Annotated in this window: 16 protein-coding genes; 5 read left to right on the top strand and 11 right to left on the bottom strand. The window is 57.2% G+C overall.

Features of this window, described 5'->3' with window-relative positions; all coding sequences use genetic code 11:
- The first annotated feature begins 54 nt into the window (after positions 1-54).
- Both CU102_RS14155 and CU102_RS14150 read left to right on the top strand, forming a co-directional pair.
- Positions 55-1,710: a lysine--tRNA ligase gene (locus CU102_RS14155; RefSeq protein WP_106711790.1), complete on the top strand. Its 1,656-nt coding sequence runs from the start codon at positions 55-57 to the stop codon at positions 1,708-1,710.
- A 158-nt stretch (positions 1,711-1,868) separates the two neighbouring features.
- Positions 1,869-2,252: a VOC family protein gene (locus CU102_RS14150; RefSeq protein ID WP_106711733.1), complete on the top strand. Its 384-nt coding sequence runs from the start codon at positions 1,869-1,871 to the stop codon at positions 2,250-2,252.
- Between the two features lie 9 nt (positions 2,253-2,261).
- Here the strand turns inward: CU102_RS14150 and CU102_RS14145 are convergent, their stop codons facing one another.
- From CU102_RS14145 to CU102_RS14120, 6 genes are all read right to left on the bottom strand, one after another.
- Positions 2,262-3,137: a thermonuclease family protein gene (locus CU102_RS14145; RefSeq protein ID WP_106711732.1), complete on the bottom strand. Its 876-nt coding sequence runs from the start codon at positions 3,135-3,137 to the stop codon at positions 2,262-2,264.
- 13 nt (positions 3,138-3,150) lie between these two features.
- The gene (locus tag CU102_RS14140; protein WP_106711731.1) at positions 3,151-3,792 is read right to left on the bottom strand and encodes a LexA family transcriptional regulator; all 642 of its coding nucleotides are present in this window, start codon (positions 3,790-3,792) and stop codon (positions 3,151-3,153) included.
- Positions 3,793-3,943: 151 nt separating this feature from the next.
- Positions 3,944-6,163 carry a 3-hydroxyacyl-CoA dehydrogenase NAD-binding domain-containing protein gene (locus CU102_RS14135; protein WP_106711730.1) on the bottom strand — a complete coding sequence of 740 codons (2,220 nt, stop codon included), beginning with the start codon at positions 6,161-6,163 and terminating at the stop codon, positions 3,944-3,946.
- Positions 6,164-6,176: 13 nt separating this feature from the next.
- Complete coding sequence (locus tag CU102_RS14130; RefSeq protein WP_106711729.1) at positions 6,177-7,385, bottom strand: acetyl-CoA C-acetyltransferase; 1,209 nt, start codon at positions 7,383-7,385, stop codon at positions 6,177-6,179.
- A 27-nt stretch (positions 7,386-7,412) separates the two neighbouring features.
- Positions 7,413-8,585 (bottom strand): acyl-CoA dehydrogenase family protein, encoded by a 1,173-nt coding sequence (locus CU102_RS14125; protein ID WP_106711728.1) that lies wholly within the window; start codon positions 8,583-8,585, stop codon positions 7,413-7,415.
- Between the two features lie 65 nt (positions 8,586-8,650).
- The gene (locus CU102_RS14120; protein WP_106711727.1) at positions 8,651-10,444 is read right to left on the bottom strand and encodes an acyl-CoA dehydrogenase C-terminal domain-containing protein; all 1,794 of its coding nucleotides are present in this window, start codon (positions 10,442-10,444) and stop codon (positions 8,651-8,653) included.
- A gap of 471 nt (positions 10,445-10,915) precedes the next feature.
- Between CU102_RS14120 and CU102_RS14115 the strand changes: the two genes are divergently transcribed.
- The 3 genes from CU102_RS14115 (at position 10,916) to CU102_RS14105 (ending at position 16,307) form a co-directional block, all read left to right on the top strand.
- On the top strand, positions 10,916-14,386 hold the full coding sequence (locus tag CU102_RS14115) for an SEL1-like repeat protein (RefSeq protein WP_106711726.1): 3,471 nt from the start codon (positions 10,916-10,918) through the stop codon (positions 14,384-14,386).
- Positions 14,387-14,586: 200 nt separating this feature from the next.
- Positions 14,587-15,519, top strand: a complete 933-nt coding sequence (locus CU102_RS14110) for a sulfite exporter TauE/SafE family protein (RefSeq protein ID WP_106711789.1) — start codon at positions 14,587-14,589, stop codon at positions 15,517-15,519.
- Entirely contained in the window at positions 15,516-16,307 is a 792-nt protein-coding gene (locus tag CU102_RS14105) for a TIGR02186 family protein (protein ID WP_106711725.1), read from the top strand. Before CU102_RS14110 ends, CU102_RS14105 begins: the two co-directional genes overlap by 4 nt.
- Here CU102_RS14105 and CU102_RS14100 read toward each other — a convergent pair.
- From CU102_RS14100 to CU102_RS14075, 5 genes are all read right to left on the bottom strand, one after another.
- Entirely contained in the window at positions 16,304-17,221 is a 918-nt protein-coding gene (locus CU102_RS14100) for a class I SAM-dependent methyltransferase (RefSeq protein WP_106711724.1), read from the bottom strand. The genes CU102_RS14105 and CU102_RS14100 overlap by 4 nt on opposite strands.
- Positions 17,221-18,288 carry a hypothetical protein gene (locus CU102_RS14095; RefSeq protein WP_106711723.1) on the bottom strand — a complete coding sequence of 356 codons (1,068 nt, stop codon included), beginning with the start codon at positions 18,286-18,288 and terminating at the stop codon, positions 17,221-17,223. Before CU102_RS14095 ends, CU102_RS14100 begins: the two co-directional genes overlap by 1 nt.
- 176 nt (positions 18,289-18,464) lie before the next feature.
- Complete coding sequence (locus tag CU102_RS14085; protein ID WP_425351550.1) at positions 18,465-19,262, bottom strand: amino acid ABC transporter ATP-binding protein; 798 nt, start codon at positions 19,260-19,262, stop codon at positions 18,465-18,467.
- Positions 19,259-20,215, bottom strand: coding sequence for an amino acid ABC transporter permease (locus CU102_RS14080; protein ID WP_208113822.1), 957 nt, complete (start codon positions 20,213-20,215; stop codon positions 19,259-19,261). Before CU102_RS14080 ends, CU102_RS14085 begins: the two co-directional genes overlap by 4 nt.
- The gene (locus tag CU102_RS14075; protein WP_425351549.1) at positions 20,215-21,117 is read right to left on the bottom strand and encodes an ABC transporter substrate-binding protein; all 903 of its coding nucleotides are present in this window, start codon (positions 21,115-21,117) and stop codon (positions 20,215-20,217) included. Before CU102_RS14075 ends, CU102_RS14080 begins: the two co-directional genes overlap by 1 nt.
- Positions 21,118-21,119: the final 2 nt, after the last annotated feature.

Genomic DNA, 21,119 nt, shown 5'->3' with positions numbered 1-21,119 from the left:
GCCGCCATAGTGTCCGCGCGCTCCACCAAATGGCAGGAAACGCAGGAAAAACGAATGACTTCGCGCCTACACAACCAAATCGAACTGACCGCCGAATTGATCGAGACGGCAGCAGAGGCCAAAGCGTGGCCCTTCGAAGAGGCGCGAAAGATCATCAAACGCTACGAGAGGACCGGTTTTCCCGATACGGTTCTGTTCGAGACTGGCTACGGCCCGTCGGGTTTGCCACATATCGGAACGTTTGGAGAGGTCGCCCGAACCTCGATGGTGCGCCACGCTTTTCACGTGCTGACGAAGGATACCGTTAAGACGAAGTTGCTCTGCTTCTCCGACGATATGGATGGGATGCGCAAGATTCCGGACAATGTGCCGGACCCTTCCTTGCTGGCGCCACACCTGCACGAGCCCCTCTCCGCAGTTCCCAACCCCTTCGGCGGCAACTACAAGAGTTTCGCCGACCACAACAATGTCATGCTGTGCCGGTTCCTTGATACGTTCGGCTTCGACTACGAATTCGCGAGCGCGACGGACTACTACAAGTCGGGTCGCTTTGATGAAGTGTTGTTGCGTGCGGCCGAGCGCTATGACGACATCATGAAGGTGATGCTGCCCACGCTCGGTGAGGAACGTCAGGCCACCTACAGCCCGTTCTTGCCGATTTCTCCGACAAGCGGCCGAGTTTTGTACGTGCCGTTGAAGCATATCGACGCGAAGAATGGCACGATCACTTTTGACGACGAGAACGGCGTTGAGACGACCCTTCCGGTGACGGGCGGGAACGTCAAGCTACAATGGAAGCCTGACTTCGGCATGCGTTGGGCGGCTCTTGGCGTGGATTTCGAGATGTTCGGCAAAGACCATCAGACAAATGCTGTCATCTACGACCGCATTTGCGAGATTTTGGGCGGCCGTGCTCCCGAGCATTTTGTCTATGAACTGTTTCTCGACGACGTCGGCCAGAAGATATCCAAGTCGAAGGGCAATGGCCTCAGCATCGACGAATGGTTGACCTATGCGCCAACTGAAAGCCTGGGCCTTTACATGTTCCAGAAACCGCGAACGGCAAAGAGGCTTTATTTCGATGTCATTCCCAAGGCGGTGGATGAGTACTTCACCTACCTTTCCGCTTATGGAAAGCAATCCTGGAAAGACCGGCTGAACAATCCGGTCTGGCACTTGCACAGCGGCAATCCGCCAGCCATCGAGATGCCAGTTCCGTTCGCGCTTCTGCTCAATCTTGTCAGCGCCTCCAATGCCGAGAACAGCAGCGTGCTCTGGGGCTTTATTTCGCGTTATGCCCCAGGCGTCACCGCTGAGAACAATCCCGAACTGGATGCTTTGGTCGGTTACGCGATCCGCTATTTCAACGACTTCGTCAAACCGTCCAAGAAATTCCGTGCGCCGGACGACGTGGAGCGCATTGCTTTGGAAGAAATGGACAAGAAGCTCGCAACGCTACCCGATGATGCTGACGGCAGCGAGATACAGAATGCCATACTCGACGTCGCCCGCGCTATCGAACGCTACCAGGATCATACGAAGAAAAGTCCTGAAGGCGGCCCCGGCGTTTCAGTCTCTTTCTTCCAGATGCTCTATGAAGTGCTCATCGGACAGGAGCGAGGACCGCGCTTTGGCTCCTTCGTTGCGCTTTATGGCATTGTGGAGACGCGCGCCCTCATTGCAAAGGCGCTGGCGGGGAATCTATCATAGGCTGACAAGCATTAGGGTCAGGGCTCATTAATATGATCGAAAAAGGCTCGAAAATGGATAAACATTTCCATCGCCTTTGCTCCTCGTATCCGAACGAAAAGCCTCATACCATTTCGACCAGATTAATGGGTACTGACCCTTATCCTTGGGAGGACTGAATGATCGATCATACAGGCGTCGCAGTAAGCAATTACCAGCAGAGCAAGAAGTTTTATTCCAACGCACTCGCCGCGATTGGATACGAACTGATCGTGGAGTTCCCGGCTTCGGTCACGGGCAGTGAAGACGTTGCCGGATTTGGCGAGGGAGGCAAGCCGGATTTCTGGGTTGTCAGTGGCACTCCCAACAAGCCCCCTGTCCACGTGGCCTTTCGCGTCGGTAGCCGGGCGGTCGTCGATGCCTTCTATAAGGCGGCAATAGCAGCGGGCGGCACTGACAACGGCCAGCCGGGGCTGCGCGCGCATTACCATCCCAACTATTATGGGGCATTTGTGCGTGATCCCGACGGCCACAATATTGAGGCGGTCTGTCACGAAGCCTGAATAAGAAACTTACTGCGGACGTGGCGGAAACGGCGCGTCCGGCGCAGTCAATGGCAGCGGTGTGACGGCAGGTTCGTCCGGCGGCAATAGCGTATCGCCAAATGACGGCATTGGTACTTCCTGAGTAGCTGGAAGGGCTGCCGGCGGATCGCCAAAGATCCCGCGCTTGTCTTCCTCAGCTTTCTTCATCACGTCTGCCATCGGCGTTCCATCCTTGGCGCGTGCCCAGCCGTTTTCCACGAGCCATTGCGCAAGGTCAGCGTGCCCAAGCTTGCACTGGGTCGCAATGAGTTCGTCCGACGGCTGACCAGGTACATTGCATTCAATCGCTCGTGAACGCAGCCAATTGCGAAAGGCCGTCCTCGCTGCCATACCGCATGGCCAGGTCGCGCCGTCGTTGGCACTGCAGGTCTCATCGATCGGCAGGGTTTCGATGCCCTCAAGCGCGATCTTGTAACCTGATGCTTCGATCGTTCCCGCTGCAATTGCGACTGGTTGGTAAAGTAGAATTGGCTTTGCCGTATTGTCGACCGGGACCGGGGGTGGAGGCGGCGCTACGGGTGCGGCCCGCCCGAGTTCACTCAATGGTTGACGCGGCTCGACACGTTGCAGTGGCGTTGATTGACTGTCTGGCAATGCCGCATCCGGGTCAACCTGCCGCGCTTCGGGGGACGTCACTCGTCCCTGCAACTGCCCAGTCTGTGGCGCGCTGTCCGGAACGTCATTCTTCATTTCATCTGGCAGCTCGAAGTCTTCGGGCGCGATGTCAACATCCTGGTTGGTCACAGCCGGTGTATCGATGCCACCGTAGAAGGGCGCGACAAAGGCATACGTCAGCGCGAAGGCAACGAGGACGGTCAGAACATAAAGCGGCAACTGACGCATGCGGAAAAATTTCCTACTGGCTTGCCCATAGGATCCGGGCGACCCAGTCAATGTGAGCCGCGTCAAAAGTGCGATTAGGGTGTTCAGGATTCATCGACTGCAATTCGATAGTGCGTGGCGTCTGACGCGCAAGGACCTTGGCCATGACCTCGCCGTCCTTCGTGCGCACCACGACGCGGTCACCGCGCCGTACGGCAGCGCCTGGCGAGACGATAATCGTATCGCCGTCCCGGTATAGCGGCAACATGGAATCGCCCGACACTTCCAGCGCATAAACCGAGTCACCGGGACCGATCGGAAACTCGACCACATCCCAGCCCTGTCCTACGGGAAATCCGCCATCGTCAAAGAAACCGCCTGCACCAGCTTGTGCAAAGCCAAGAAGCGGCACGGAACGCGTTGCCGTACCGCCTGAACGCGAAGCCTTGCCGACAACCAGCATCATGAACTCGTCGAGCGATGCCCCAGTCGCTTCCATGATCTTCGCCAGGGATTCAGTCGAGGGCCAGCGCGCGCGTCCGTCCACAGCGTACCGCTTCGATTTGTTGAAGGTCGTTGGGTCAAGCCCAGCCCGCTTCGCCAATCCGGAAACGGAGAGGGAATGGCGTTCTGCCAGCGCGTCGATGGCCGCCCAGATGCGGTCATGTGAAAACATGGGGTGTTCCAGAGACAAGGAAAAAATACCTTCCCTAATGTTCTAAAAAGGAATCACGGAAAAGTCGAGTGAAATTGCGGAAAACTTTCTTATCCACAAACAGAAAAAGGGCGAGCAGTGCCCGCCCTTCCAAAAATGTTCGACCGAACGCTCAGGCGGCCTTTTTCTTTTCCTCGACCGGGTAGGGATTGAACCTTTCGTAGAAGGTGTCACCCTTTTCGGCCATGTCGAGCAGCAGCTTCGGCGCCTTGAACTGTGCGCCATATTTGCGCTGCAGCCCCTTGGCGATTTCGACGAACTTCGCCGCGCCCATCCCATCGATGTAGGACAGGGTTCCGCCCGTATAGGGTGCAAAGCCGAAAGCAAGGATCGACCCCACATCCGCTTCACGCGGATCGGTGACAATGCCTTCCTCCATGACGCGGGCTGCTTCAAGGGCAATGGTGAAGAGGAAACGCTGCTTCAGGACATTCACATCGATCTTGTCCGGGTCCTGTTGCGGATAAAGCGTCTTGAGCTCCGGCCACAACTGCTTCTTCGCGGGTTTGGCAGGGTAATCATAGAAGCCCTTGCCGTTCTTCCGGCCACGGCGATCATACTTATCGACCAGTGTGTTCACGAGCTCAACATGCCGCGGATCGACAGACTTTGGACCAAGATCCGCCAATGTGGCCTTCAGGATCTTCTGCGACAGGTCAATCGCAGTCTCGTCATTGAGCGCCAATGGACCGACCGGCATACCCGCCATACGCGCGACATTCTCGATCATTGCGGGCGGCACACCTTCGACCAGCATGTTGTAGGCCTCCGACATGTAACGCAGCACGCAGCGATTGACGTAGAAGCCGCGGGTGTCGTTGACGACGATCGGCGTCTTCTTGATCGCACGCACGTAGTCGAGCGCAACGGCAAGCGCCTTGTCCGATGTTTTCTTGCCGAGAATGACTTCCACCAGCAGCATCTTGTCAACTGGCGAGAAGAAATGAATCCCGACAAAATTCTTTGGACGCTGCGATACCTTGGAAAGGCCAGTAATAGGCAGTGTCGAAGTGTTGGATGCAAAGATCGCCGCTGACTTCAACACGGCTTCCGCCTTTTCTGTAGCGATCCGCTTGACTTCACGATCTTCGAACACCGCTTCGATGACGAGATCTGCGCCTTCGAGATCGGCATAATCAGCAGATGGTGTGATCAGACCGAGAAGCTTTTCCTTTTCTTCCGCAGTGGCCTTGCCCCTCTGCATTTCCTTGGTGATCAGCTCGGCGGATTGCGCCTTGCCCTTTTCCGCAGCCTCGAGGCTTTGGTCGAGGAGCACAACCGGGATGCCTGCTTTGGCAGTGACGTAGGCAATGCCAGCTCCCATGAAGCCCGCGCCGATAACACCGATTTTCTTGAACTTCGTCGGTTTGACATCAGCTGGACGACGGGCGCCCTTGTTCAGTTCCTGCAAGGATACGAACAGCGAGCGGATCATCATTCCAGCTTCTGTTGTCTGCAATATCTTGGTGAAGTAACGCTGCTCAATCTTGAGTGCCGTATCGAACGGGACAAGCAGGCCCTCATACACCGATTTCAGGATCGAGGCCGCACCTGGATAATTGCCATAGGTCTCGCGGCGAAGAATTGCCGTCGCCGCCGGCCAGAGATTCGCTCCTGCCGCTGAATAGATCGCGCCGCCCGGGAGCTTGAAGCCCTTCTCGTCCCATGGCTGCACCGGCTTCAGACCGGCCTTGATCATCTTCTTGGCCGCATCCACCAGCTTCTTGGCTGGAACCACCTCATGTACCAGTCCCATCGCCTTGGCGCGGGACGCCGTCAGACTGGAACCGGTCGTCATCATCTGCAGGGCGTCCTGCTGGTTGGTCAGGCGTGGGACGCGCTGTGTGCCGCCGGCACCCGGGAAGATGCCGACCTTGACTTCCGGCAGAGCCATCTTCACCGACGGGTCGTCGGAAACGACGCGGCCGTGACACGCCAATGACATCTCGAATGCGCCGCCCATGCAGGTGCCGTTGATCGCCGAAACCCATGGTTTCCCGCATGTTTCCAGCTTGCGGAAAAGGCCACCCATCTTGCCAGTATTTTCGAACAAGAGCTCGACCGCCTTCTTCGGATCCTTCGCCTTCTCTTCCTGGAAAAGCTGGAACATGCGCTTGAGCATGGTCAGGTCGGCACCGCCAGAGAACGTGTCCTTGCCGGACGTGATCACGGCGCCCTTGATTGCTTCGTCCTGCGTAACCCGATCGACGATCGCGTCGAGTTCCTTCATCACCTCTTCGGTGAAGACGTTCATGGACTTATCCGGCATATCCCAGGTTATGAGTGCAATACCGTCCGCGTCGACGTCGAATTTGAAGTTCGTATAGCTCATCTTCCTTATCTCCTCAGACGCGTTCGATGATGGTTGCGGTGCCCATGCCCGCACCGATGCACAGTGTAACGAGCGCAACATTGAGATCCCGGCGCTCCAGTTCATCAAGTACAGTGCCGAGGATCATTGCACCTGTGGCGCCAAGCGGATGCCCCATGGCGATGGCACCGCCATTGACGTTGATCTTGTCGCGCGGAATGTCGAAGGCCTGCATGTAGCGCAGCACCACAGCAGCAAATGCCTCGTTGAGCTCAAAGAGATCGATGTCCGAAATCTTCATCTTGGCGCGCTTCAAGAGTTTCTCCGTTACGTCGACTGGGCCGGTCAGCATCAACGCCGGGTCCGAACCGATATTGGCGAATGCACGGATACGGGCACGCGGCTTTGTGCCGATCGCCTTGCCCGCGCTCTTCGAGCCAAGCAATACGCCTGCTGCGCCATCGACAATACCGGACGAATTGCCGGCATGATGCACGTGATTGATCGTCTCAACTTCGGGATGTGCCTGAATGCCAACAGCGTTGAAGCCGCCCATTTCACCAGGCATCACGAAGGATGGATTGAGCGAAGCCAGCGCCTGCATGTCCGTGGTCGGACGCATATGCTCATCGTGATCGAGAATCGTAAGGCCGTTTTGGTCCTTGATCTCGAGCACCGAATTCTTGAAGTAGCCCTTCTTCCAGGCTTCACCGGCTCGCTTCTGGCTTTCGACCGCGTAAGCGTCAACATCGTCGCGGCTGAAGCCATATTTCGTGGCGATCAGATCGGCGGAAACGCCCTGAGGCATGAAATAACCTGGCAGGCCGACCGACGGATCCATGTACCAGGCGCCACCCGACATGCCCATCCCGACACGCGACATGGATTCAACACCGCCGGCAATGACAATGTCGTCCGCCCCTTGCACGATCTTGGCAGCGGCAAAATTCACTGCGTCAAGGCCAGACGCGCAGAACCGCGAGATCTGCATGCCGGGCGCCTTGAAATCATATCCCGCTTCGAAAGCGGAGGAGCGCGGAATGACGGCGCCAGCTTCACCTACCGGATCGACGCAGCCGTAGATGATGTCGTCGACCAGGCCCGTGTCGAGGCCATTGCGATCGCGCAGTGCCTCAAGCACATGAGCGCCGAGACGAACGGCAGGCACTTCGTGCAGGCTGCCGTCCTTCTTGCCCCTGCCACGCGGGGTACGGACGTGGTCATAGATATATGCCTCAGTCATTTCATTCTCCCTGTTCGAACCGGCAGCTCAAAGGCTGCGGGCGATCAAAAGCTTCATGATTTCGTTGGTGCCGCCATAGATCCTCTGGACGCGAGCGTCGCGGAACATGCGGGCAATCGGATATTCGTTCATATAGCCGTACCCGCCATGCAGCTGCAGGCATTCGTCGACCACCTTGTTCTGCAGGTCGCTGAGCCAGTACTTTGCCATGGAGGCCGTAACCGGATCGAGCCCGCCACTCACATGGCGTTCGACGCAATGATTATAGAAAACGCGGCCGATCGTGGCCTCTGTCTTGAGCTCGGCCAACTTGAACTGTGTGTTCTGGAAATCTATGACAGCCTTGCCGAAAGCCTTGCGCTCCTTGACATAATCCGACGTAATAGCGATGGCACGTTCCGCCATTGCAATAGCCGTCCCGCCAATCTGCAAGCGTTCTTGGGGCAATTGCTGCATCAGCTGGACAAAACCCTGTCCTTCTTCCGTGCCAAGAAGATTGGACGTCGGCACGCGGACGTCATTGAAAAAGAGTTCCGACGTATCGTTCGACTTCAACCCAATCTTATCGAGATTGCGGCCGCGTTCGAAACCTTCCTGCCCATCGGTTTCGACGATGATGAGTGAGGTGCCCTTAGCCCCCTGCGCCGGATCCGTCTTGGCCACGACAACGATCAGATTTGCCAGCTGGCCGTTGGTGATGAATGTCTTCGACCCATTGATGACGTAGTGGTTGCCATCCCTTTTCGCGCTGGTCTTGACGCCCTGGAGGTCCGAGCCCGCACCGGGCTCGGTCATGGCAATGGCGCCGATCAGCTCGCCGGTCGCCATTTTCGGCAACCATTTGTGCTTTTGCTCTTCCGAGCCATAGTGGAGAATATAGGGAGCAACGATGGAATTGTGCAGGGCTATGCCGAAGCCGTCGACACCGACATGGCTGATGGCTTCAAGAATAGCGCTTTCGTGCGCATAGGTACCGCCTGCCCCACCATATTCTTCCGGCATTGAGGCGCACAGGAGCCCGTTCTCACCGGCAAGCTCCCAGACCGAACGGTCAAACATTTCCTGTTTCTCAAAACGGTCGTAGTGCGGCAGAACCTCGGCCTCGAGAAATTTCGTGGCCATCTCTTCCAGCATTACGACATCGTCAGTCTTCCAGTCGGGTTTTGGAACACCCAATACTTCTTCCGGTCGCAGACCCATCACAAACCTCCCGAGATCAGTTGACGGAGCCGCGAGGCCGCGGCTCGAAATGAGCGTGCGATAGCTTAGAATGCTTCCGCAGCGAGCGCCATCATCGTATCCGCTCCCGTCTGAATTCGGGCAAGATGCGCTGACGTTTCCGGCATGACACGCTCCATGAAGAATTTGCCCGTAACGAGCTTGGTCTCATGGAATGTCTTGTTGCCAGCGCCTTCATCAAGCTTGGCATGCGATGCTTTCGCCATTCGTGCCCACATATAGCCGAGCGAAACCAGACCGAAGAGATGCATGTAGTCGGTCGAAGCGGCACCCGCATTGTCAGGGTTCGCCATGCCGTTCTGCATCAGCCACATGGATGCCGCCTGGAGGTCGTTGAGGCCCTTCTTCAAATGCTTGGTGAAGAAGGACAGCTTCTCGTCGCCGCGATTTTCCTCGCAGAAATCACCGACTTCCTTGAAGAATGCCATGACCGCACGGCCGCCATTGGCACCGAGCTTACGCCCCACGAGATCAAGCGCCTGGATACCATTGGCACCCTCGTAGATCATGGCGATGCGCGCATCGCGCACATACTGGCTCATGCCGTGTTCTTCGATGTAGCCATGGCCGCCGAAGACCTGCTGTGCCATGCAAGCGTGCTCGAAGCCCTTGTCGGTCAGGACGCCTTTCAATACCGGCGTCATCAGGCCGAGGATGTCATCCGCCAACTGCCTTTCAGCCTCATCACCCGAGCGATGCGCGATGTCCGACTTCAACGCCGACCAGAGGATGAATGCGCGTCCTGCCTCATTGAAAGACTTGATCGTCAGGAGGATGCGGCGGATGTCCGGGTGGACGATGATCGGATCAGCCTTCTTGTCCGGCTGCTTCGGTCCGGTCAGTGAGCGCCCCTGGATACGGTCACGCGCATAGATGGCAGCGTTCTGGTAAGCGATCTCGCCAATGGAAAGACCCTGCAGGGCAACACCGAGGCGCGCCTCGTTCATCATCGTGAACATGGCGCGCAGGCCCTTGTTCTCTCCGCCAATCAGGTAGCCGGTCGCTTCGTCATAATTCATGACGCAAGTCGAGTTGCCGTGGATGCCCATCTTCTCTTCGATGGAGCCGCACGATACCCCATTGCGCGTTCCGGGATTGCCATTCTCGTCGAGATTGAACTTGGGAACGATGAAAAGTGAAATGCCCTTCGTGCCTTCCGGTGCGCCTTCAATACGGGCGAGAACCAGATGAATGATGTTCTCGGCCATGTCATGCTCGCCGGCAGAGATGAAAATCTTCTGCCCGGAAATCCGGTACGAACCATCGGCGTTGGGCACGGCTTTCGAGCGCAGCATACCGAGATCGGTGCCGCAATGCGGCTCCGTTAAGTTCATGGTGCCGGTCCAGGTACCATCGGTCATTTTGGGCAAGTAGGCCTGCTTCTGCTCGTCGGTTCCGTGCGTGAGAATGGCGGCAATCGCGCCCTGCGTCAGACCGGGATACATGACCAGCGCCATGTTCGCCGAAGCCATATATTCACCCGCTGCGACGTGCAGCGCGTAAGGCAGACCCTGGCCGCCAAATTCCTGCGGCACGGCAAGGCCCACCCAGCCGCCCTCGCGATACTGGTCAAATGCTTCCTTGAAACCTGTCGGTGTGGTGACCGAGCCATCATCATGGCGAACGCAACCTTCGTGATCACCGATCTGGTTGGTTGGAAACAACGTGTTTTCGGCAAGTTTGGCGCCTTCACCAAGAATCGCTTCGACGATATCCGGCGACGCATCGCCAAAACCCGGCAGGTTGTTGTAGCGTTCAAAACCCAGAACATCGTTCAGGATGAACAGCGTATCTTCAACAGGCGCGCGATAACTCGGCATCAGGTTTCCTCCAAAACATAAACGAGCAAAATGCGGCACCATAGCTGGCACCATCAGACTTTCACCTTCTCTAACAAATTTTGACGTTTCCGTAAACGTCAAAATCCTGTAAATTTCTGTCTTATGCAATTTTCTTTGACGGCTGATCATCCGCTTTAGGGCACCAGCATGAATTCCGATGAAGCAGGCGCCTCACGTGTGACTACATTTTAAACGATTGACGACCTGCCTTAACGAGTTGTTTACCACGTTTCGCCAATGTCACGGTGTCGGTGATCCGTGTCTATGTGTGATTTGTTTTTCACGGCTTGTCGGACCGCATGGGGCAAACCTGTCCTGGCTTTCCGGATTAGCCCGAATGGACCTTAGAGGACACATTCTGCTTTTCGGCGACCGAGACCAGCGACGTTGCTCCAGAGGGTCGAATTTGGAACCCGCCACTTCTTTGGCGTTAGAGCAAAGCAGACGTCCATGACGAACCAAAGGTCACTGATGGAACAGGTCAATGTGAACCGCGCACGCCGCGATGCGACGTCGCTGGATAGTCTCAATCGAACACTCGAAACGCTCGAAGGGCAGTTGCGCCGCGCCATGGAGCCAAGGCCGAACGTCAGTGAGGAGAGCCAGGACATTGCCGATCGGTTTGCCGCCCTGGCCTCCCGCGCCGGCCGTTCAGCGGCGCCAAAACATGTTATGGCTCACCCGGCACCAGAGACCACGAGCCAACGCAGCGACGGCAAGCACGATCTCTCGGCCATTGCCGCACAGTTAAAGCAGCTCCGCGACGAGATGCGGGACGAAATCGAACCAGTTGCGCCGGCTCGTTTCGAGCCACATGTCGATGCCATGAACCGGCTGCGCCAGACGACGGCTACTGCCAGTGACCGCTTCGTCAATGCCTCGGCGAGCCGTCCGGACACGGGTCATCTATCCATGTTGCGTGGTGATCTCGAAGAACTAAGGCGCACAGTGGACACGCTGGCACGCGAGGAGTCCGTGAGGAACCTCGGCAACCGTTGGGACGCGATGGACGAGCGCTTCGACGCCTTCACGCAACGCAACCCATTTAATGTGGAAGAGGCCAGTCTTTCGCTCGGGTCACTTGAGGGCCGGCTCAAAGAAATTCGTGAGACTCTGGATGGATTGCCTCAGTCATTGCCGTTGAAAAACGTTGAAGACAAGCTTTTGCTGCTGGCGAGCGCTGTTGACCAGATGTCACGCAAGAACGGCGCTTCACTGACAGGCAAATTCATGCAGCAAGTCGATGAGCGCCTTGATGAAATCAGCCGCGCGATTGTTGCTACATCAAGGCCCTCCGCCATCCGCAATGTCGAGGCAGATGCATTCGAACGGCTTGAAGCCCGGATCACGTCGCTCGCGACAAAGATTGAGACGGCAACTCTTGACCGGACGTCGGATACGATCCTCAAGCGCATGGGCGAACTCGCCGAGCGCGTCGACTATCTGACGGCACAGCACGCAGCGCCAATCCCCAACCTTGACGTGTTGTCCGAGCAACTCGCCGCGATCACTCGGCACCTGCAGAATGAGCCAGCATCGATCAGCATTACAGACTTCCGCGATCTGGAAGACCGCGTGCTGCAAATCATCGACAAGCTTGAAAACATGCCGCAGCCAACCGCTGCTGCTCCCGCTTTCCTCGAACAGATCGATCAGCGTTTCGACGAACTGACCCGACGCCTCGACGACCATCACATGATGGTAGAGCACAGCGACATTCGTCTGACAGATAACCTTGAAGCCCGTTTCGACGACATTGCGCGCTACATCGCGAAGAACGTGCCCGAAGTTGACAGCACACACGATGCCATCCGCAATCTCGAACTGCAGATCGCCGGATTAGCTCAACATCTGTCACAGTCGAATGATCAGCATGCCGAACTGCGCGCCATTCCACCACGTCTTGATGCGATTGAAGAATCGATCGCGCTCAACCGCGATCTTGTGCTGGAAGCAGCGCGCAATGCCGCGGCCGAGGCAATCCGCAACACGGCAAGCTTTGATAGTGCCCATGACAGCATGATTGCCCGCGAACTCGCCGACGATCTGAAGACACTGGAAAGGCTTGCTCGCAAATCGGAAGAGCGCAACAGCAAGACGTTCGAAGCCATCCATGACACGTTGCTTAAGATCGTCGATCGCCTAGCCTCGCTGGAAAGCGGGCACGCCCGGGTACATAGCGTCATCGGAGCGGTCGCTGAGGGGACGATCATTGCCGAACACCCACAGGATCTTGCCTACGATCCAAACCTCAACGTCGAGCCTGCTCATGTCGCGTCGCGGTCGAATGAAGAGGAAATCTCTCCGGAAGTGACCCTCGCCGGCGATGCCGAAATCGCGGATCACGCCCCACGCGAGAGGAAATCGCTGTTTGGCAGTATTGCTCGCGGCTTGAAAGGACGAAGCAAACAGGAAGCCACGCCTCTGGATCCAGGATTGGATGTGATGAGCGACGTCGGGAAATCCGACGTGAAAATGGACTTCGATCCCGACATTCTCAACCGTCCGCTCGAACCCGGCTCCGGCATGCCCGATCTGAACTCCATCCTGAAGCGGGTCCGGGATGACCGGCGGGTTGTGCCCCATGCCAGCGATGCCACTGCGGGCAAAGCCGATTTCATCGCGGCTGCACGGCGGGCGGCCCAGGCGGCAGCATCCGAAGTTGAAAGCCAGAAACGATCCTCAGCCGATTCGGAAGAAGCGGGCGCTGCAAAAGGTGGCCTTTTCTCACGTCAGCGCAAGCCAATCCTCCTCGCGATCGGCGCGATCATGATTGCCATCGCGGGTCTGCAGCTGAAGAGTGCATTCCTCGACCATCCGGCACTACCGGATGTGACTGCCTCTCAAGCTCAGCCGGCTGAGCCGGTGGCCATCGCATCCTATGCTCCTGAGGTGGGTCCGACTGAAGCGCCGCTGGAAGCCAGTACACGACCTGGGCTGGCGGCGTCTCAACCTGCTCCGGACAGTGTTGCCAGCGTAATCGCAGCCCAGCAAAATACACCCTCCACTATCGCTGCCACTGACGCCTCCACGCCACCGACCGCCATCGAACCTGCAACGGTCATTCCGGCCGTTCCGGTAGAAGCTGGACCGGATCCACTGCGCGCGGCAGCATCGAATGGCGATCCCAAGGCACTGTTCGAAATTGGCGACCGCTACATGGACGGGCGTGGCCTTGAGCGCGACTACGCCAAGGCCGCGGAGTGGTACAGCGTAGCCGCCGAACAGGGATTTGCCCCGGCACAGTATCGCCTCGGCAATTTTTACGAGAAGGGTCTCGGTCTTACTCGCGATCTGGCAAAAGCAAAGACTTATTACCAGCTCGCTGCCGAACAGGGAAATGCGAGCGCCATGCACAATCTCGCTGTGCTGTTTGCCGCGGGCACCGATGGCGCACCAGACAATGAATCCGCTGCACTCTGGTTTGCCAAGGCCGCGGAGCTCGGGGTCAAGGACAGCCAGTTCAATCTTGCCGTTCTTTCGGCGAAGGGCATGGGCGTCCAGCAAAACCTTGAGGAAAGCTACAAGTGGTTCGCACTCGCAGCAAATGCCGGCGACAAGGATGCCGCGCAGAAACGCGACGAAGTTGCGAAGGCCATGCCTTCCGAGCAACTCCAGCGGGCGCGTGCCGCTGTCGAGCTTTGGAAACCGAAGCCGATGAACCCGGATACCAACGCCCTTCATGTTCCCGAGGCATGGCGGGAGAGCCCGGTTACAACCGGTTCCATCGACATGGAAAAAGCTATTCGCAATGTCCAGCTCATCCTGAACAAGAATGGCTACGATGCCGGCGGTTCGGACGGCAAGATCGGCAGCAAGACGCGCGATGCGATCATGGCATTCCAGAAAGACAACGGATTGAAGCCGACCGGCAACATAGACGGCGATTTCGTCAGGAACCTTCTCAAGAAGAACGGATAAGCTTTTCGGACACACTTCCGATCAAAAACACGAGCTACCCCATTGTTGCGACATATGGTTTCGCGTTTGAACCGGTACATGGCGCATCCTTGCGTCAGTGTTTGACAGCGGCCCGTCGAGAGGGCAAGAAACCTTAAAGAATTGCTGTCATTGTGGTGTTACGACACTGTCGTACCGCCATGATGGGTTTGGGGTTTGCATTGGGTATCTACCTGCCTATAGCCGAGATCTCGGTCAATATCTTCGTGCTCTTCGGCATGGGAGCGGCGGTAGGATTCCTGTCGGGTATGTTCGGTGTAGGCGGCGGATTTCTGATCACACCGCTGTTGATCTTCTACAACATTCCACCTGCAGTTGCAGTTGCCACCGGAGCAAACCAAGTTATTGCATCATCCTTCAGCGGTGCCCTGACGCATTTCAGGCGTGGCACGCTGGACCTCAAGCTCGGGTCACTGCTCGTCATCGGCGGCATAGTCGGGGCCGGTGTCGGCATATACGTCTTTGTCCTGCTACGGGAACTCGGTCAGCTCGATCTGATCGTCTCGCTGCTCTATGTGGTGTTTCTGAGCACTGTCGGCGGCTTGATGCTGTATGAGAGTGTTCAGTCGATGCGGCGGACGCGCGCGGGGCAACTCGCAACTCTGAAGAAGCCGGGGCAGCACAACTGGGTGCATCGCCTGCCCTTCAAGATGCGGTTCCGCCAATCCAAAATCTATGTAAGCATCATCCCTGTTCTGGTGCTTGGCGGGGCGATCGGCTTTCTGTCGTCGATCATGGGCGTTGGCGGCGGCTTCATCATGGTTCCCGCCATGATCTATCTCCTCAAGGTCCCGACGAATGTCGTTATCGGCACCTCGCTTTACCAGATTGTTTTCGTCACAGCCTTCACTACCGTCATGCAGGCGACAACCAACCAGTCCGTCGACATTGTCCTGGCGCTGCTGCTCATGTCAGGCGGCGTCATTGGGGCGCAATACGGCGCGCGCATCGGCCAGAAGTTGCGGGGCGAACAGTTGCGCGCCCTGCTTGCAATGCTGGTTCTTGCGGTTGGCTTGCGTCTGGCCATAGAACTTTTCGTTACACCTGATGATCTCTACTCGATCTCTCTTGCCCTGACGACGGGGGCGTCATGAGAGCCCTTGCAAACGTCCTGGCGCTGACGATCTGGCTCGGAGCAAGCGCGACCGCCCTTGCTCAGCAACCCGTGAACAAGGAGACCGTGGAAATCGGACTCTCCACCGATACGATCGCGATAACGTCCGGTTTCCGCGGGACCGACCTTACAGTCTTTGGCGCACTGGATAATGCGGATCCGTTGATCCAGCGGCAGGGTCGCTATGATGTTGTCGTGATTCTGCAAGGTCCGGAACGTGATTTCGTCGTACGCCGCAAGGACCGGTTCTTCGGCATCTGGGTCAACATGGAATCGGTGACATTCCAGCACATCCCGGCATCCTATTCACTGGCATCGACCCGTAGCCTGCAGGATATCACCACACCGAAGGTGTTTGCTCAGCTTGGTCTGGGCGTGAACAATATATTCTATGAACCAACACCGGATGGCTTTGAATCAAGCGCCGCGCTGAAAGAGTTTTCTACGGAACTGCCGCGGTTGAAACTGAAACAGAAGCTCTACAGCCAGCGCATGGGCGATGTGCAATTTCTGTCATCGACATTGTTTCGCGCGACGCTCTCACTGCCCGCCAATGTGCCGGTGGGGAAGCACGTGGCGCGGGCCTATCTGTTCCGTAACGGCGAATTCTTGCGTGAGAGCACGACCAGTCTCAACATCGTCAAGGCTGGCCTCGAGTTCCGCATCTATCGCGCTGCCAACCAGCATAGTCTTCTTTATGGCCTGTTCGCGGTATTCCTCGCCGTCATAACGGGCTGGATGGGCCGACTGGTGTTCCGCAAGGATTAATCCGCTTGGTTCCTTGCCACTACAATGAGCCCCTGGAGCGGTTCGCCGCGATCCAGGCGTATTGTCTCGCACTGGATGCTCACGGGGACCATGGCATGCTCCGCAAGAAGTCTGGTGATATAGGTTTTGGAATGCGTATAGCGCAGCGATGGCTGGAGGACCGGCTCCTCGATACTTTCGTGGTTCTCGACCGAAAACACGAACAGCCCATCAGGCCTAAGGGTCCTTGCGATATTGGCAAAGGCGCGGTCGAGGCCGCCGACATAGACGAAGACATCTGCAGCGATGACGAGATCAGCGCTGCTCGGCTGCGCATCCAGTTCGTTGACATCACCTTTTGCCAGGCTGTCATAAAGGTTTTTTTCCGCGGCTTTCTGCAACATGGCTTCAGAGAGGTCCATGCCTGCAAGGTAATCCGCTGCAGCGCGGATATAGGGGCCCATTAGCCCCGTGCCGCAGCCAAGGTCCAGCACCGACTGAAACCGCTTTTCGGGGGCAAGCGCTGTGATGGCGTTCGCGAGCAATTCGGGCACGCGATAGCTCAGGCGGTCCAGAAGCGCGGCTTCGAAGGTTGGGGCATAGGCATCAAACAGGGTTTCGACATAGGCCGTCGGCGGCATCTCCGGAGCTGCTGTATGGCCGGTTGCCGCCAATTTCAAACTAGCGCCGAATCGATCGTCCGGGTCGAGCTGCAGCACGCGGCGCCAGGTCTTGGCCGCTGCGTCGCCCTGACCGGCCGCTGCCTCCATTTCACCCAGGCGAAACAAACCCGCCGTCCAATCAGGTACGATCTCCAGTGCCTGCCGCATCAGATCGGCGGCAGCTGCGTGATCGCCTGTTTCGAACAGCATGTCCGCATAGGAGGCACGGCGATCAGCAATCAGATCACCGGAAGAAAGGAATGAAGGCGTCATCAGTTCGTGATCTGGACGCGGATGGAGATGATATCGACAGATTTCCCGGCTTGGGAGACATCCGAATTAATCTTGATCACACCGCCCGCGTTCGGCTTCTTGTCCGCAGGAAACTGCTTCTGCACCAGGAATTCGGCATTGGCGTCGGAAACGTCGAAGCGCGTGCGTCCGCAATCGCCAAGACTGCCAAAGTCACAGCTGACCGCAATCTGCGTGCTGGTGCCATCCTCGCTCTTGGCAATGATGTCGAAGACCGCGTGTTTGCCTACCAGTTGATCGAGAACGCCCTCCCCCACGGCAAAGCTGATGTCGTCGGCCTCACCGGGCGATTTGATGCGCAGGAACTTCTCCGGTTGATCGCCATCGACGCTGGCCGTCGCTCGACCGGAGACAGAGACACCAGTGGAGTCGGAGGGATCGAAAATCGTGATCCAGGTGCCTTCGGACGATATCTGCCCTTCCTTCATCGGTTCATTGCTGTCGCTGGTTGCTGGATTGCCTGTACTGGGCGGGATACTGGACGGCTTCGAATTGATGATACCCGAGGCGACGAGCCACAGCAGACCGAGCGCAACCGCAAGCAAGGCAAAAAGAATGAGCAGCTTGCTCAAGCCACCCGCTTTCTTGTGTTCGGCTTTGCGGGTCAGTCGTGGCCGCAGTCGGTCCGGGCGATAATTGTCGGCAGCCACAGGTCCGTCCGATGCGGATTCGGGTACTCCGAGATCCGGTTCCGGCACAACACCGAGTGAGGGCTCAATCCTGGACGCCGGCTGGATTGTTTGAACAGTATCGCCTGAAAGAACTGGCTCGCGCCTTTCCTCGACCGGAGCAGGCGCTGGAGGAGGAATCAATGAACCTTCTGTCTGAATTTCCTTTTCGATCCGGGTAATCGATGCTTTCAGCCGCTCACGGCGATCTTCACGCTGATCATCATCCAGCGCGCCGTTGGCCGCCAATGAACGCTCGTGCGCACCCCAGGCGGATTCGTAGATTTTCTGACGAATGGCAGGGTTATTGGCATCCGATTTCGACAACGCGTTCCGGATCGCTTGCTCGATCGCTTCCAACTCGACGATATTCCCTTCAAAGCAGCTCTTATGAACGGGGTAGCCATAGCCTATTTGACTGCTTATTCAAGACTCTCGCGGCGCAATGATGGCAGTTTCGTCGATAAGAACCCGACCGAGCCATATTGTGCAATTCAGCGCCCGGCGCCATATCCGGGCGCTGAAAATCCTGTTGCTTAAATGAACCGGCTGAGAAAAGCGCGGGTGCGTGGGTGCTGCGGGTTGCCGAGCACATCATCTGGCCGCCCCTGTTCGACGATAATTCCGCCGTCCATGAATACCACCCGGTCGGCTGCTTCCCGCGCGAATCCGATCTCGTGCGTAACGACAATCATCGTCAGGCCCCGATCGGCCAGATCGCGCATTGTTGCCAGCACTTCACCCACCAGTTCCGGATCAAGTGCCGACGTCGGCTCGTCGAAGAGCATAAGCTTCGGCTTAATGGCAAGCGCTCGGGCGATTGCCACACGCTGCTGCTGGCCGCCTGATAATTGGCGGGGATAGGCATCCGCCTTGTGCGTCAGCCCGACGCGAGCGAGCAATTCCATCGCCAGTTCGGTCGCTTCCTTGCGATTTTGCTTGTGCACACCGATGGGTGCCTCGACGATATTCTGCAAAGCCGTCATATGCGGATAGAGATTGAATTGCTGGAACACCATCCCGATCTGCCGCCGTTGCACGGCGATGGCCCGGGACGGCAGTTTGTTGAGCCTGCCATTGTGCAGGGAATAGCCAATCTGTTCACCTGCAACAACGATCGATCCGCGATCAATGGCTTCGAGATGATTGATGCAGCGCAGGAACGTCGATTTGCCTGAACCAGAAGGTCCAAGCACCACGACAACTTCACCCGGCGAAACATCGAGATCGATGCCCTTGAGCACCTCCACCTCGCCAAAGGCCTTGTGCACATTGCGCGCCTGAACGAGTGGCTCGGCAGCTTCGATTGTATCCATGGACAAAGCGGCGGTCATTTGCTGCCCTCCGGGGCCATGGCGGATATCTCCGCGACGGCCACCTTTTCCTGTTTTTTCGCTGCCGTCGAGCCGATTTCACCGCGGCCGTAATAGCGCTCAATGAAGCCCTGACCGACATTGAGGATCGAGGTGATGAAAAGATACCAGATGACCGCAACCATCAACATGGGAATGACCTCGAAGGTACGGTTATAGACTGCCTGGACCGAATAAAGCAGATCGGCCATGGCAATGACGCTGACGAGCGATGTTGCCTTGATCATGCTGATCAGCTGGTTCCCGGTTGGCGGAACAATGGAACGCATGGCTTGCGGAATGATGATGCGCCAAAGCGCGCGGGCACGCGTCATGCCAAAGGCCTCAGTGGTTTCGATCTGGCCCTTGTCGACGGAAAGCAGTCCGCCGCGGATGATCTCGGCCATGTATGCGGCCTCGTTGAGTGCCAGGCCGGCGATCGCCGCTGTCATGGGTGTGATGAGATCATTGGTGTTCCAGCTGGCAAGTGTTGGCCCGAAGGGTATTGCGAGCGAGATTTCCGGAAAGAGGGTGGAAAGATTATACCAGAAAATGAGCTGTACGAGCAGCGGCGTGCCTCGGAAGAACCATATATAAAGGCCGGCCAGCGAACTGGCGAGCCGGTCATTCGACATGCGGGCGATGGCGAGAAGTAATCCGATCGCCACGCCGATAGTCATGGCAACGACGGTCAAGCCAAGCGTGACGTAGAGACCGCGCAGGATCGTTTCTTCGGTGAACCATTGCGCTACTGTTGGCCAGCCGAAATTCTCATTGTGGGCAACGATCCAGAGAAAGTTCGCGGCAACAAGAAGCGTTATGCCCCACAAGAGCCATCGATCCGTTCGAAAGGGCTTGTGCGCGTTCGCCACATCGCGGAACGCCGCCTCTGCATCGCCCTTGGGGGGCGATGCCACTGTCCGGTTGTTACTGATCATTTGGCACTCTGACCCGCAAGATTGATGCCGGGTTCCTTGATCATATTCTTCTCAAGCCCCCACTTTTTCATGATGATGGCATAGGTACCATTGTCCATGAGAACTTTCAGACCATCGCGCAATACTTCGCCCAGCGGCGAACCTTTGGGAACGACGGCACCCTGGTAGAGATTGTCGAAGCCGTTCTTCTCGCCGGTAGCCGCTAGCTCAAGCTGGCCATTGGTCTGCTGGACGAAATAGGTCAAGGGGGCCTGCGAGGAGAAGAAGGCGTCGGAACGCTTGGAACGGACCGCCAGAATGGAGCTTGGCTGGTCAGTGAACGACTGAACTTCGATGGCGGGTTTTCCATCCTTGACGCACTTTTCCGCCTGCGCCTTGATGACCTTCTCGGCCGATCCAGCCGCCATCACAGCAATGCGATTTCCACAGGCGGCGTCGAGCGAGGTAATACCCTTGGGATTGCCCTTGTGCACGGCAAACACCACGTATTCCTGCACATAGTCGACGAAATCATTGGCTTCTTCCCGGCTGGCAAAATCACCCACGGGACCAAACGCAAATTGGTAGCGGCCGGAATTGATGCCGCTGAGCAGCGCCGACAGACCACTTACCGTGGCATGCTTGATCTCGACGCCAAGAAGTTCGCCGAGTGCATTTGTCAGATCGGCACTCGCGCCGGTCATCTCCGTCGTGCCTGTGACGATCTCATAGGGTGGGAATGAGCCGTTGTTGACCGAGATCATGCTGCCGGCCTTGCGGATCTCCTCGGGCAGTTTCGCCTTGAGCGCTTCATTGATTGTCTGTTTTGGAACTGCTGTTTCCTCGGCCATGGCTGGTCCCGCCAGGACGGAAGTTGCGAGCAGCGCGACCGGTGCCAGTTTCAGAAGTTTCATGTTCATTC

Origin of the sequence: Phyllobacterium brassicacearum (genome assembly GCF_003010955.1) — a bacterium.
GTDB lineage: Bacteria > Pseudomonadota > Alphaproteobacteria > Rhizobiales > Rhizobiaceae > Phyllobacterium > Phyllobacterium brassicacearum.
Note: the sequence above shows the minus strand (reverse complement) of the source record. Positions and strands in the feature narration are given on the sequence as shown.